Consider the following 12,683-nt stretch of genomic DNA (forward strand, 5'->3'; position numbering starts at 1 on the left):
CCAGGTGCGGGTCGGCGGCCGGATGTCTGCGGGGCGGCGGTCAGTCGCCCGCTTTTACCGCGCCCGATGCGAACGTGTCGCACTTCGCCGGGTCGCCCGAGTCGTACCCGGTGCGGAACCACTTCTGCCGGTCCGCGGACGTGCCGTGGGTGAACTCGGCGGGGTTGATACTGCCACCGCCACGTTGCTGGAGGGTGTCGTCGCCGATCTGGCCGGCGGTCTGGATCCCCTCCTGGATGTCGGCGTCGGTGAGGCTCTTGAAGAGCTTCTCGCCCTTGCTGTCCGCGACACCGGTCGCGCCCTTGGCCCAGGCGCCGGCGTAGCAGTCGGCCTGGAGCTCCAGTTTCACCGATTCCAGGTTCGCCTGGTCCGGATTCGCCTCCTGCTCCTGGCGCATCTTCGCCTCGGTGCCGAGCAGGTCCTGCACGTGGTGACCGTACTCGTGCGCGAGCACGTACGGCTGCGCGAACTCGCCCGGCGCGCCGAGCTCCTTCGCCAGCTGCTGGTAGAAGGTCAGGTCGATGTAGACCTTGTTGTCGGCGGGGCAGTAGAACGGCCCGACGCCGGAGTCTGCGGCGCCGCACCCGGTGCTGACCTGCTGCGAGAAGATCTTGGTGGGGGCCTTCTCGTACTGCTTGTTGAAGGCCTTGGGCAGCTCCGCGGCCCAGTACGCCTGGATCGAGTTGATGTAGAGCACGTTGCGGCAGTCCAGCAGCTTGGTGGCGTTCGCCGCCTGCTGGTTGCTGCCGTCCGATGCCTTGCATTCCTTGTTGATGGTGGTGTTGTCGGCGGTCGACGAGCCGCCGCTGCTGCTGCCACCCAGGTTGTTGATGCCGAAGTAGCCACCGACCAGCGCCAGCAGGACCGTGACGATGATCCCGGTCAGACCTCCACCACCGATCGGCAAGCCACCGATGCCACCGCCTCCGCCGCCCGAGCCACGAGCGTCCTCGACCTGACTGGTGTCGATCTCGGCCTTGTCATTGAGTTCCATGCCGTCCTCACTTCGCCACGGACTTCGCCACGGTCGCACCGCGTGTACCCGATGATCTTGCTGCCTAATCGAGTGGGAGGTCGCAGCGCCTCCCGGGTAGTATGGCCGCGTGCTGCTCTGCGAAGGCTGACCTGCCCAGCGCCGACCGTCCATCGGGATGGCCGGCGTCTTTCTGCGCCCTGAGTCAGCCCGATCCCCGAGAGCGAGAAACTTAATGATCACCGCCACCGGACTAGAACTCCGCGCCGGTTCGCGCATCCTGATCTCCCCGACCACCCTGCGGGTGCAGCCCGGCGACCGGATCGGCCTGGTCGGCCGCAACGGCGCCGGCAAGACCACCACGCTGAAGGTGCTGGCCGGCGAGGGCTCCCCGTACGCGGGTCAGGTCGAGCGGACCAGTGAGATCGGTTACCTTCCGCAGGACCCGCGCACCGGCGACCTGAACGTGACCGGCCGCGACCGGGTGCTGTCCGCCCGCGGCCTGGACACCATCCTGGTCGAGATGCAGAAGCTCGAGGTGCAGCTCGAGGAGAGCGCCGACGACAAGCTGATCCGGCGCTACGGCGTGCTGGAGGACCAGTTCTCCGCCCTGGGCGGGTACGGCGCCGAGGCCGAGGCCGCCCGCATCTGCGCGAACCTCGGACTGCCCGACCGCGCCCTGGCGCAGACCATCGGCACCCTGTCCGGCGGTCAGCGCCGCCGGATCGAGCTGGCCCGCATCCTGTTCGCCAACTCCGGGCAGAACGGCAAGGGCATCCTGCTGCTCGACGAGCCCACCAACCACCTGGACCAGGACTCGATCTCCTGGCTGCGCGGCTACATGGCGCAGCACAAGGGCGGCCTGATCGTGATCAGTCACGACGTCGAGCTGCTCGACGCCGCGGTCAACAAGGTCTGGTATCTGGACGCCAACCGCTCGGTCGTCGACATGTACAACATGGGCTGGAAGACGTATCTCGAGGCCCGGGAGACCGACGAGCGCCGTCGCCGGCGGGAGCGGGCCAACGCGGAGAAGAAGGCCGGTGCCCTGATGGCGCAGGCCGACAAGATGCGCGCCAAGGCCACCAAGACGGTCGCCGCGCAGAACATGGCCCGCCGCGCCGAGAAGCTGCTCGGTGGCCTGGAGGAGACCCGTACGTCGGACAAGGTGGCGAAGGTCCGCTTCCCCAGCCCGGCGCCCTGTGGCAAGACGCCGCTGACCGGGCACGGCCTGTCGAAGTCGTACGGATCTCTGGAGATCTTCGCGGACGTCGACGTGGCGGTCGACCGCGGTTCCCGGGTCGCCATCCTGGGCCTGAACGGTGCCGGCAAGACCACCCTGCTGCGCATCCTCGGCGGCATGCTGAAGTCGGACACCGGTGAGGTGCGCGCGGGCCACGGCCTGCGCCTCGGCTACTACGCCCAGGAGCACGAGACCCTGGACGTGGACCGCTCGATCCTGGACCACATGCGCAGCGCCGGCTCGGAGCAGACCGACACCGAGCTGCGGAAGATCCTGGGCGCGTTCCTGTTCTCCGGCGACGACGTCGACAAGCCGGCCGGTGTGCTCTCCGGCGGCGAGAAGACCCGGCTGGCCCTGGCCACCCTGGTCTGTTCGGGCGCCAACGTGCTGCTGCTGGACGAGCCGACGAACAACCTCGACCCGGTCAGCCGCGAGCAGGTGCTGGACGCGATCGCCAACTACCCGGGCGCCATCGTGCTGGTCACCCACGACGCCGGCTGTGTGCAGGCGCTGAAGCCGGACCGGGCGATCCTGCTGCCGGACGGCGACGAGGACGCGTGGAGCGACGACCTGCTGGAGCTCGTCGAACTCGCCTGATCTCCGATCCGGCCCCGGACCGGGGCCGGATCGACGGCTGCTGGACGCCGGGGGCCACCGCCTCGGCGGGCCCGGCTGGAGATCCAGGATCAACGGCATCGTCAGTTGTCAACAGGTGCCCACACAGACAGTGCGATGTTCGGGCGTTTGCGGGCAGGTCGGACTTGCTCCCGTACGCGCCGCGCGTCCCGTGGCGTCCCGTCACCGCCTCCGAGGGGTCTTCCGGGGCGGTCTCGTACCGGCCCGCCTCGATCGAGTGTTTCTGCAGGTGATCGATGGTCTTGATGAGCCTGCTGGTACACCGGTGACAGGCCGGAAATGTCGGCCCATGCGCGGGGTGCTAACGGTCTGACATTGATGCGCGTGGTAACCGTCAAGTTCCTGACAGTAATAAAAGGGCACGTTCCTCAGCGCTAGATGCCTGGCGCATGATCGTTGGAGGCGGTGTAATAGGTGGGACCGTATCTGACCGCACTGTCTGCGACGTGAGGATTCAAGATGGCAGCCACTGGCACAGCTACCAGTACTGAGAAGGGTCGTCGAATCGTCGGTAGCGAGCGGCAGTCGCTCGCCAAGGACCTGGTCAAGCGTTACACCTCGGGTGAGAGCATCCGGGCGCTTGCCGCTTCCACCGGCCGTTCCTACGGATTCGTGCACCGGGTGCTCACCGAGTCCGGTGTGCAGTTGCGTCAGCGTGGCGGCGCTCGCCGCCGCAAGAAGGCGTGACGGCCGCCGAAGCCGGGCCGGCTAACGCGTTATCCACCGATGAGGTAGGCGTTCGCTTTGAGCAGGCCGGGCCGGTCGCAACGGTCTCGTTGTGCCGGCCCGACGTTCTCAATGCACAGACTCCGTCCATGTGGGCGGAGCTCGCCAACATTTCCCGGAAATTGACCGGCGACGTCCGCGTCGTCATTGTCCGAGCCGAAGGCCGTGCGTTTTCCGCGGGCCTGGATCTGCAAGTCGCCCGCAGCGACAGCGATTCTTCACTGGCTCGTCTGGCACAGTTGTCTGCCGCCGACTGTGCCGATCGGATTGCCGCCTTCCAGTCCGCGTTCACCTGGTTGCGCAGTCCGTCCATCGTGTCCATCGCGGCAGTGCAGGGTCACGCCATCGGCGCGGGTTTCCAGCTCGCGTTGAACTGCGACATGCGCGTGCTCGCCGACGACGCGCGGTTCTCGATGGCCGAGGTCACCCTCGGACTGGTGCCCGATCTGGGCGGGACGAAACGGCTCACCGAGCTGGTCGGCCCGTCCCGGGCGCTGGAGATCTGCGTCACCGGCCGGCGGATCCCGGCTGACGAGGCGGACCGGATAGGTCTCGCCACCGCGGTGGTGCCGCGAGCCGAACTGGACGCGGCGGTCGCCGACCTGGCCGCCGCCGTCCTGTCCGGCGACGCGGGTGCGGTGGCCGAGATAAAAGCCCTGCTGACCGGCGCACCGAGCCGGTCGTACGCGGAGCAGGACCGGGCCGAGCGGGAAGCACAGACCCGCCGGCTGGCCGAGCTGCTCGGCTCCGGGGAGTAAGGACCGCCCCGGAATAGCGGCCTCACCTCCCGGGTTGTCGTACCCACGTGGTGGACTTCCCGGGAGGTGACGGATGAGTATGTCGAGCTGGAACATGTTGCGCTCGATCCAGAGTGCCGACCGGGTCGCGGCCCACCAGGTCACGCCCGGCACGACGCGGCGGATCCTGCGGTTCGCCGAGCCGTACCGGCGGGACATCACGGTGTTCCTGCTGGCGGTGGTCTTCGACGCGGGCATCGGGGTGGCCACACCGCTGCTGGCCGGCGACGTGATCAACACGATCACCGGCGGTGGCTCCGGCGCGGCCGCCACCGTGGTGCGGATCGCGCTGCTGATCGCCGGGCTGGCCGTGGCCGACGCGTTGCTCTCGCTGGTCCAGCGGTGGTATTCGGCCCGCATCGGCGAGGGCATCATCCTCAGCCTGCGCACCCGGGTCTATGACCACGTGCAGCGCATGCCGTTGCAGTTCTTCACCCGGACACAGACCGGCGCCCTGGTCAGCCGGCTCAACAACGACGTGGTCGGCGCGCAGCGGGCGTTCACCTCGACCCTGTCCGGCGTGCTCAGCAACGTCATCCAGCTGGTGCTCACCGCGGTGGTGATGTTCAGCCTGTCCTGGCCGATCACCGTGCTGTCGCTGGCGCTGCTGCCGCTGTTCATCATCCCGGCGCGCCGGGTCGGCAAACGGCTCGCCGAGATCACCCGGGAGTCGTACGACCTGGACGCGAAGATGAACGCGACGATGACCGAGCGGTTCAACGTCTCCGGCGCGCTGCTGGTCAAGCTGTTCGGCCGGCCCGACGCGGAGGCCGCCAAGTTCGGCGAGCGTGCCGAGCGGGTCCGCGACATCGGCGTCCAGCAGGCGATGTTCTCCCGCACGTTCTTCGTCGCGATGTTGCTGGTCGCTTCGCTGGCGCAGGCATTGACGTATGGCCTCGGCGGCTGGCTCGCGGTCCGCGGCGAGGTCTCGGCCGGCACCGTCGTCACCCTGGCCCTGCTGCTCACCCGGCTGTACGGTCCGCTCACCGCGCTCAGCAACGTCCGGGTCGACGTGATGAGCGCGCTGGTCTCGTTCGACCGGGTCTTCGAGGTGCTCGACCTGGCGCCGGGCATCGCCGAGAAACCGGACGCGGTCACCATCCCGGCCGGCGCCGGCCGGATCGAGTTCCGCGACGTGCGCTTCCGCTATCCGAGCGCCGCCGAGGTGTCGCTGGCCACCCTGGAGGACGTGGCGACCCTGGACCGCACGGAGAACGCGCCGGTCCTGCACGGCGTCGACTTCGCCGTCGAGCCGGGGCAGCTGGTCGCGCTGGTCGGCCCGTCCGGCGCCGGCAAGTCCACCACCTCGATGCTGGTCTCCCGGGTCTACGACGTCACCGGCGGCGCGGTCCTGGTCGGCGGCGTCGACGTGCGCGACGCGACACTCGACTCGCTGCGCGACACGGTCGGCGTGGTCACCCAGGACTCGCACCTGTTCCACGAGACGATCGCGGAGAACCTGCGGTATGCCCGGCCCGGCGCCACCGACGAGCAGATGTGGGCCGCACTGGAGGGCGCCCAGGTCGGCGACCTGGTCCGGGCCCTGCCCGACGGCCTGGACACCGTGGTGGGCGAGCGGGGGTACCGTTTCTCCGGCGGCGAGAAACAGCGCATCGCGATCGCCCGGCTGTTGCTCAAACAACCGTCCATCGTGATCCTCGACGAGGCCACCGCGCACCTGGACAGCGAGTCCGAGGCGGCCGTGCAGCGGGCGCTGAGCACCGCGTTGCGCGGCCGGACGGCGCTGGTCATCGCGCACCGGCTCTCCACCATCCGGCAGGCCGACCTGATCGTGGTGCTCGACCGCGGCCGGGTCGTCGAGCGCGGCACCCACGACGCGCTGGTCACCGCCGGTGGGCTCTACGCCGACCTCTACCGCACCCAGTTCGCCCAGGCCTCCCCGGCCGCGACCGGTGTCGACGACGAGGTCGAGATCCTGACCGTCCCGGCGCACGGTGTGGAGCCGTGATTCCTAACCGGACGCCGTCCGCAGGTCGCTGAACTTGCGGATCAGGTCCGGGAGCTGGTAGTGCGCGTTCAGCCCGCTCGGGTTGGGCAGCACCCAGACCGGCACGCCGCCGACGGTGTCCGTCTGCCGGCCGACCTTCGCCTTCGGCCGGGCGAACGCCGCACGATAGGCGGTCACCCCGAGCACGGCCAGGAACCGCGGCCGGTAGCGCCCGGCCAGCGCGGCCAGGATCGTGCCGCCGATGACGAGTTCGCCCGGGGTGAGTTCGTCGGCCCGTGCGGACGCCCGCGCCACGACGTTGGTGATGCCGAGACCGAGTGCGGGCAGCAGGTGCTGCTCCGACGGGTGCAGCAGCCGGTCGGTGAACCCCGCGCCGTGCAACGTCGGCCAGAACCGGTTGCCCGGGCGGGCGAAGTGATGGCCGGTCGCCGCCGAGTACAGGCTCGGGTTGATCCCGGAGAACAGCACCCGCAGGTCCGGCCCGACCAGGTCCGGGATGGTGCGATCGCCGGCCGCCGCGACCTCCGCGGCCGACGGCCGGGCCTTTTCCGGTACGACGGCGGCCACCGGGCGACGCGTCACAGCGCGCGCATGGTGCCGCCGTCGATCGGGATCACGCACCCGGTCACGTACCCCGCCGCCGGGGACAGCAGGAACGCCGCGACCCGGCCGAACTCCGTGGGCTCGCCGATCCGGCGCACCGGGATCGCGTCGGCGGCCTCGGCGGCGGCCGTGGCCGGGTCGCCGGTGCCGCGGAACAGCTCCCGGTTCCGGTCGGTCATGAACCGTCCGGGCAGCAGGCCCAGCACCCGGATGCCGCGCGGACCGTACTCGTCGGCCATGTCCTTGGCCACCATCGCCAGGCCGGGCCGGAACCCGTTGGACAGGCCGAGCCCGGTCAGCGGGTTCTTCACCGACGTGGAGAGCACCAGGCCGATCGCACCGCCCTCGGGCAGCGCCGCCGCGAACGTGCGGGCCGCCCGGACCGAGCCGAGGAACACCGTCTCGAACGCATACCGCCACTGGTCGTCGCTCATGCTGGCGGCGGTGCCCGGCGTGGGCCCGCCCACCGAGATCAGCGCGCCGTCCAGCCGCCCGAACCGTTCCGAGGCGACGTCCACCAGCTCACGCGGGGTGCCCGGGTCGGCGAGGTCGGCGGCCACCCCGACGGCGTGGCTCGCGCCGCCCAGCCCGGCGACCGCGTCGGCGACCTTGTCCGGGTCGCGCGACGAGATCACCACCCGGGCGCCGTCGGCGACGAGCGCCTGCGCGGTGGCGAAACCCAGCCCGCGCGAGGCGCCGGTGAGGATGAAGACACGGTCGGTCAGCCCCAGATCCATGCGGGTCATCCTCCCAGAGCGGCGGCGGTGTCCGCGTCCGCCGGCAGGAACGCCTCGATCGCGAGTTCGGCCAGGGTCACGTCGCGCGGGGTGCCGAGCACCGAGGTGATGCTGAAGAAGCTCAGACCGTCGTACCGAAGGGGAACAACGAGACCATCGGGCCTGGCGGCGATCTCGCCGCCCGGATAGCCGCCCACCTCCGAGCGCAGCTCGCGGAGCACCGGGTCGGCGGTCGCCGCGGCCTGCCGGTCCAGACGGTGCAGCACGTGCGTGCGCCACTCGGCGAGATTCTCGATCCGCCCGGCCATCCCGTCCGGGTGCAGGGCCAATCTCAGCACGTTGACCGGCGGTTCCAGCAGCTCGGGCGCGCACCCGCGGGTGAGCCGGGCCACCGCGTTGTTGCCGTCCACCATGGTCCAGTGCCGGTCCACCAGCACCGCCGGATACGGCTCGTGACCGGCCAGAACCTGCCGCAGGCCGGCCAGCAGCACGGCCAGCGGAGGCCCGTCCAGATCGGACTCCGGAAAGGCCGGCGCGAAGCCACCGGCCAGCAGCAGCTCGTTGCGCTGCCGCAGCGGCACGTCCAGCTCCTCGGCCAGCCGCAGGATCATCTCCGGGGTCGGCCGGGACCGGCCGGTCTCCACGAAGGACAGATGGCGGGCCGAGACGCCGGTCCGCGCGGACAGGTCGAGCTGACTCAGCCGCCGCTCGTCGCGCCAGGTCCGCAACAACTGCCCCACCGCGCTCATGCCGACCAGGTTAGGCGGATCCGGGCCGCGGCGGCATTACCTCCGGGGTAATCGCCGGGACTACCCCGCGGCGGCAGGCTCGGTCCCGTCAACCACGACGGAAGGACGAGACGATGAGCGACTTCGACGCGATGATCGAGCAGTACCTGGCGATCTGGAACGAGACCGACCCGGCGGCCCGCCGCGCGGCGATCTCCACGCTGTTCGCCGACGAGGTGCGCTATGTCGACCCGCTGGCCGCGGTGCACGGCCCGGACGAGCTGAACGGGCTGATCGGGGCGGTGCAGCAGCAGTTCCCGGGCTTCCTGTTCAGCTCGGGCGGTGCGGTGGACGCGCATCACGAGCAGGCCCGGTTCACCTGGCATCTGGGCCGGCCGGGGGAGGAGCCGCTGGTGATCGGCTTCGACGTGGCCGAGCGGGACGGGTCCGGACGGATCCGTCAGGTGCTCGGCTTCATCGACAAGGCCCCGGCGGCCTGACCCTGATCTCGGCGGACCGCGTTTTCCGCATGCCGGCGGACCGGGCGCGGTCAGTGGTGGCGGACCGCGTCCTCGACCAGGTCGAGGACGCGGGCCAGGTCGCCCGGCGGGCGGCCGGTGGCCAGGTGCAGGACCAGGCCGTCGTAGGCCAGCTCGAGGAACTGGGTCAGCACGTCCACCGGCACGTCCTGGCGCAGCACGCCGGCCTCACGCTGCCGCTGCAGGCGCTCGTGGGTGGCGTCGGCGATGGCCGCGGACCGCTGCGCCCAGCGCTTGGCGAACGCCGGGTCGGTGCGCAGCCGGTGTGAGACCTCGAGCTGGGTGCCGAGCCAGCCCGCGGTGTCGCCCTCGCGGGCGCTGTCGTCGCTCTCTCCCGGGCCGCCGGTGGCCGGGCCGCCGGTGGCCGGAGCGCTGGTGGCCCGGGCGCTGGTGGCCCGGGCGCTGGTGCCGCCGGCCAGGGCCAGCAGGTCCCGCATCACCTGGACCAGGCCGTCCCGGGTGACGGTCTCGACCATGGTGGCCGCGTCATCTTCCGCGACGGCGAGGAACAGCGATTCCTTGTCACGAAAATGATGGAAAATCGCACCTCGGGACATGCCCGTGGCTTCTTCGAGGCGGCGGACCGTGGCGCCCTCGTAGCCGAATCGTGCGAAACAGCCCCGCGCCGCCGTGAGGATCTCGTGGCGGCGAGCGTCGAGCTGGTCCTGGCTTACCCTGGGCACCTGCTGATCGTGTCATGTGGCCCCGGACTCTTGCAATCCGTACGTACGGCTTCGTAAGAGACGGGGTCGCCCGAACGGATGATGCGAATTACGTCAAACGGTCAGCGCTTTGTTAACACTCCTGGACTGTTCGCTTCGGCCGCTGCTCACGTAAAGTGCCCGGGTGCCTCTAGTCTTCCTGGCGTTGGACGACACCCTGCTCGACCGCAGCGGTGCGTTCCGACTGTGGGCTAAAGGTTTCCTCGACGAGATCGCCGCGCCCCAAGATGATCTTGACTGGCTGGTCGCCGTTGACGCCGACGGCCTGACCTCCCGGTGGGACCTCGCCGACCTGCTCCGGGACCGCTACCAGCTGCGAGTGCCGTCCATCGATCTCGTCGACGAGCTCTACGAGGGCCCGCTCGCCTACGAGCGCCTCGACCCGATGGTCGGCTGCGCGCTGGAGATCGCGGCGGACGCCGGCCTGGTCCCGGTCGTGGTCACCAACGGCGCCGCGGAAAAATCCGAGGGCCGGATCCGTCGCACAGGACTCGACCGTTATGTCGCCGACTGGGTGATCTCCGAACAGGCCGGCGTCAGCAAACCCAACCCGCGGATCTTCGCGCTCGCCGCCCAGCGTGTCCGAATGCGCCTGGCCGGCGCCTGGGTGGTCGGCGACAGCCCGGAGGCGGACATCGGCGGTGCGGCAGCTCTGGGCCTGCCCAGCGTGTGGCTGCACCGGGGCCGGGAGTGGACGGACACCCGGTTCGCGCCGACCCGCGTGGTCGGCAACGTCATCCAGGGGATTTCCGCGATCATGGCGACCCGGTAGGGTCCGCTTCCGATCAGGGTCAAAACCAAGATCAAATTCATGATGTCGTGCGTCCGCCGGGGTACAGATCGTCGCTCCCGCCGGGACCCCTGCGGGCTTCGCTGGCCGCTGGCGCGTCCAGAACGCGAAGCCCTCCGGGGCGACGTCCGCGTCCGCGCACGGTCACCCCACCCACCCCTCACCTGTCGCAGGCGTGTGTGAAGTTGTGGTGCGGAGCGCGCCGAAAGTCCCCACGCAGCGTGTGAAGCAGCGGTGTGTGTGAAGTTGTGGTGCGGAGCGCGCCGAAAGTCCCCACGCAGCGCCGTCCCCAGCCGTGCGTGGGGAGTTGTGGCGGGCTCCGGGGCGGAAGGTTCACGCGGCGTTCCGGGCGGGCGATAAATGGGTTGCGCGGGGTGTGGGGGTGGGAGAGAGTCGGTCGCGCGGCGCAATGTGGGTGCCGTGACCGCACTGTCCGGCTCTGAGGGGTCGGCGTGGAGAGAGAAGGGGGTGGCCCGAAATGGCCGTCTTTGCGATGCCTGTTGTCCCGGCTTCCCCGAACACTTCTTTCTCTGAGGAGAACCTCCAGTGCGTGAGCACGACTCCAACGGCTCGGCGACCATGCGCCGCGGCCGTCGCAAGTTTGACGATGACGACTCTGATTTCCTGAAGCGCGGCCGGCTCGAACCGGCCCTGAAAGAGGATCCCGACCTGCCCGAGGTCGGTGACCGCTGGTCCAGCTGGGACGGTGCGTTGCACGGTCCGGAGCCGCGACCCGACTGGCTGCGTGCGGAACACGGCGCGGTCGACACCGAGCTGGGCATCCTGAAGACCGGCAAGGAAGCGGACGTCTTCCTGGTCCGGCGCTGGCTGCAGGCCACCGGGCAGAGCAGCATGATCGCCGCCAAGCGGTACCGGGACGGCGAGCACCGGATGTTCCACCGGGACGCCGGCTATCTCGAGGGTCGCCGGGTGCGCCGGTCCCGGGAGATGCGCGCGATGACAAACCGCACCGCGTTCGGCAAGGAACTCATCGCCGGGCAGTGGGCGGCGGCCGAGTTCGACGCGCTCGGCCGGCTGTGGGAGATCGGCCAGGAGAGCGGGCTGGTCTGCGTGCCGTATCCGGTGCAGCTGATCGGCACCGAGGTGATGCTGGAGTTCATCGGCGACTGGGAGACCGGTGAGGCCGCGCCGCGGCTGGCGCAGGTCCGGTCCGGCGCTGCCGAGCTCGAGGACCTGTGGCGGCAGATGGTCGACGCGCTGTCGGTGCTGGCCCGGGCACAGGTGGCGCACGGTGACCTGTCGCCCTACAACACGCTGGTCCATCACGGCCGGTTGATTCTGATCGACCTGCCGCAGATCGTGGACGTGGTCGCGAACCCGCGCGGGGCTGAGTTCATCGCCCGCGACGTGACCAACGTGGCGAACTGGTTCCGGGCCCGCGGACTGCCGGTCGACTCCGACGAGTTGACCGACCGCCTGCTGTTCGAGGCGGGCCTGCGCTGAGCGCCGCGCGCCGTACCGGCCGGCGGCGGCCGCTTCTCCCCGGAGCGTCCCCGCTGACCGGGTGCCGCCGGCCCACCGGCCGCCCGCACCGCCCGTCCGTGGAGCGGCGGCGATGAGCCGGGCCCCGATCCGGCGGCCGCGGCACCGGGCCCGGGGCAGCCCGGGGTGAGCGGCCGCCGGCCGGCGGCGGCCGCTGACGGTCACTGGATGTAGTTCTCCACCTCGCTGACGCTGTGCGCCTTCTCGACCTCCGGGTCGTTGCCGACCTCGCGGGCCGCGCGGCGCCGGCGCAGCAGGTCCCAGCACTGGTCCAGGGCCTCTTCGAGGTCCTTGAGCCGCTCGTGCTCCTCGGTGGAGGAGATCTTGCCCTGGCTCAGCTGCTGCCGCAGCTCGTGCTCTTCCTCGACCAGGCCGTTGATCCGGGTCAGCACATTCTTGTCATCCATTCCCGAAGCCTATTCACCACGCCCGCGCCTCCGGGACTCCCCCTCACGTGTCCGATGTCGCACAACGGCCGCCGCCAGTCCCGACCGATTTTCCAACCCCGCTTCGGTACGACCTACCCCTCCCACAACCGCAACAGCCACGTCCCGTGGCTGAACGCGAGGCAGCCGGCCCGCCCGGACCGCGACGCCGCATCCGGGCTGGAGCGTCCCCTCCCGCCCTGCGGTCCCGAGCGCACCCAAAGCCCAAACCCCCAGCCCACCCACCCACAGTCCCGTGGTGCGCAGCGCACCGAAAGTCCCCACGTTGCGG

At 70.3% G+C, this 12,683-nt stretch carries 13 protein-coding genes; 7 read left to right on the forward strand and 6 right to left on the reverse strand.

Annotated elements, in window-relative coordinates:
• Positions 1 to 40: 40 nt before the first annotated feature.
• Positions 41 to 994, reverse strand: a complete 954-nt coding sequence (gene ypfJ, locus Apa02nite_RS06145) for a KPN_02809 family neutral zinc metallopeptidase (protein ID WP_203824196.1) — start codon at positions 992 to 994, stop codon at positions 41 to 43.
• A 214-nt stretch (positions 995 to 1,208) separates the two neighbouring features.
• On the opposite strand from ypfJ, the gene Apa02nite_RS06150 reads away from it, so the two are divergent.
• The 4 genes from Apa02nite_RS06150 (at position 1,209) to Apa02nite_RS06165 (ending at position 6,344) form a co-directional block, all read left to right on the forward strand.
• On the forward strand, positions 1,209 to 2,813 hold the full coding sequence (locus Apa02nite_RS06150; RefSeq protein ID WP_067704113.1) for an ABC-F family ATP-binding cassette domain-containing protein: 1,605 nt from the start codon (positions 1,209 to 1,211) through the stop codon (positions 2,811 to 2,813).
• 498 nt (positions 2,814 to 3,311) lie between these two features.
• Positions 3,312 to 3,539, forward strand: coding sequence for a helix-turn-helix domain-containing protein (locus tag Apa02nite_RS06155; RefSeq protein WP_014441759.1), 228 nt, complete (start codon positions 3,312 to 3,314; stop codon positions 3,537 to 3,539).
• Positions 3,536 to 4,336, forward strand: a complete 801-nt coding sequence (locus tag Apa02nite_RS06160; RefSeq protein ID WP_203824197.1) for an enoyl-CoA hydratase/isomerase family protein — start codon at positions 3,536 to 3,538, stop codon at positions 4,334 to 4,336. The genes Apa02nite_RS06155 and Apa02nite_RS06160 overlap by 4 nt, the downstream gene beginning before the upstream one ends.
• 73 nt (positions 4,337 to 4,409) lie before the next feature.
• Positions 4,410 to 6,344: an ABC transporter ATP-binding protein gene (locus Apa02nite_RS06165; RefSeq protein WP_203824198.1), complete on the forward strand. Its 1,935-nt coding sequence runs from the start codon at positions 4,410 to 4,412 to the stop codon at positions 6,342 to 6,344.
• 3 nt (positions 6,345 to 6,347) lie between these two features.
• Here the strand turns inward: Apa02nite_RS06165 and mug are convergent, their stop codons facing one another.
• Genes mug through Apa02nite_RS06180 form a run of 3 tightly spaced genes read right to left on the reverse strand, consistent with a single transcriptional unit; the run spans position 6,348 to position 8,433 of the window.
• A complete protein-coding gene (gene mug / locus Apa02nite_RS06170; RefSeq protein WP_239164153.1) occupies positions 6,348 to 6,926 on the reverse strand; it encodes a G/U mismatch-specific DNA glycosylase in 579 nt (192 codons plus the stop codon).
• Positions 6,923 to 7,684 carry an SDR family oxidoreductase gene (locus Apa02nite_RS06175; protein ID WP_067704104.1) on the reverse strand — a complete coding sequence of 254 codons (762 nt, stop codon included), beginning with the start codon at positions 7,682 to 7,684 and terminating at the stop codon, positions 6,923 to 6,925. Before Apa02nite_RS06175 ends, mug begins: the two co-directional genes overlap by 4 nt.
• 5 nt (positions 7,685 to 7,689) lie before the next feature.
• Positions 7,690 to 8,433, reverse strand: a complete 744-nt coding sequence (locus Apa02nite_RS06180) for a helix-turn-helix domain-containing protein (protein WP_203824199.1) — start codon at positions 8,431 to 8,433, stop codon at positions 7,690 to 7,692.
• A 113-nt stretch (positions 8,434 to 8,546) separates the two neighbouring features.
• Here Apa02nite_RS06180 and Apa02nite_RS06185 point away from each other — a divergent pair, with 113 nt between their 5' ends.
• The gene (locus Apa02nite_RS06185; protein WP_067704097.1) at positions 8,547 to 8,912 is read left to right on the forward strand and encodes a nuclear transport factor 2 family protein; all 366 of its coding nucleotides are present in this window, start codon (positions 8,547 to 8,549) and stop codon (positions 8,910 to 8,912) included.
• Between the two features lie 50 nt (positions 8,913 to 8,962).
• On the opposite strand, the gene Apa02nite_RS06190 is transcribed toward Apa02nite_RS06185, so the two are convergent.
• A complete protein-coding gene (locus Apa02nite_RS06190; RefSeq protein ID WP_203824200.1) occupies positions 8,963 to 9,634 on the reverse strand; it encodes a TetR/AcrR family transcriptional regulator in 672 nt (223 codons plus the stop codon).
• A gap of 163 nt (positions 9,635 to 9,797) precedes the next feature.
• On the opposite strand from Apa02nite_RS06190, the gene Apa02nite_RS06195 reads away from it, so the two are divergent.
• Together Apa02nite_RS06195 and Apa02nite_RS06200 are read left to right on the forward strand one after the other, a co-directional pair.
• Entirely contained in the window at positions 9,798 to 10,445 is a 648-nt protein-coding gene (locus Apa02nite_RS06195; RefSeq protein WP_067704089.1) for an HAD family hydrolase, read from the forward strand.
• Between the two features lie 564 nt (positions 10,446 to 11,009).
• Entirely contained in the window at positions 11,010 to 11,927 is a 918-nt protein-coding gene (locus tag Apa02nite_RS06200; RefSeq protein ID WP_373872846.1) for a serine protein kinase RIO, read from the forward strand.
• Between the two features lie 200 nt (positions 11,928 to 12,127).
• Here Apa02nite_RS06200 and Apa02nite_RS06205 read toward each other — a convergent pair whose 3' ends face one another.
• Entirely contained in the window at positions 12,128 to 12,373 is a 246-nt protein-coding gene (locus Apa02nite_RS06205; RefSeq protein ID WP_203824201.1) for a DUF2630 family protein, read from the reverse strand.
• Between the last annotated feature and the right edge of the window lie 310 nt (positions 12,374 to 12,683).

This window comes from Actinoplanes palleronii, assembly GCF_016862315.1.
In the GTDB taxonomy this organism is placed as follows: domain Bacteria; phylum Actinomycetota; class Actinomycetes; order Mycobacteriales; family Micromonosporaceae; genus Actinoplanes; species Actinoplanes palleronii.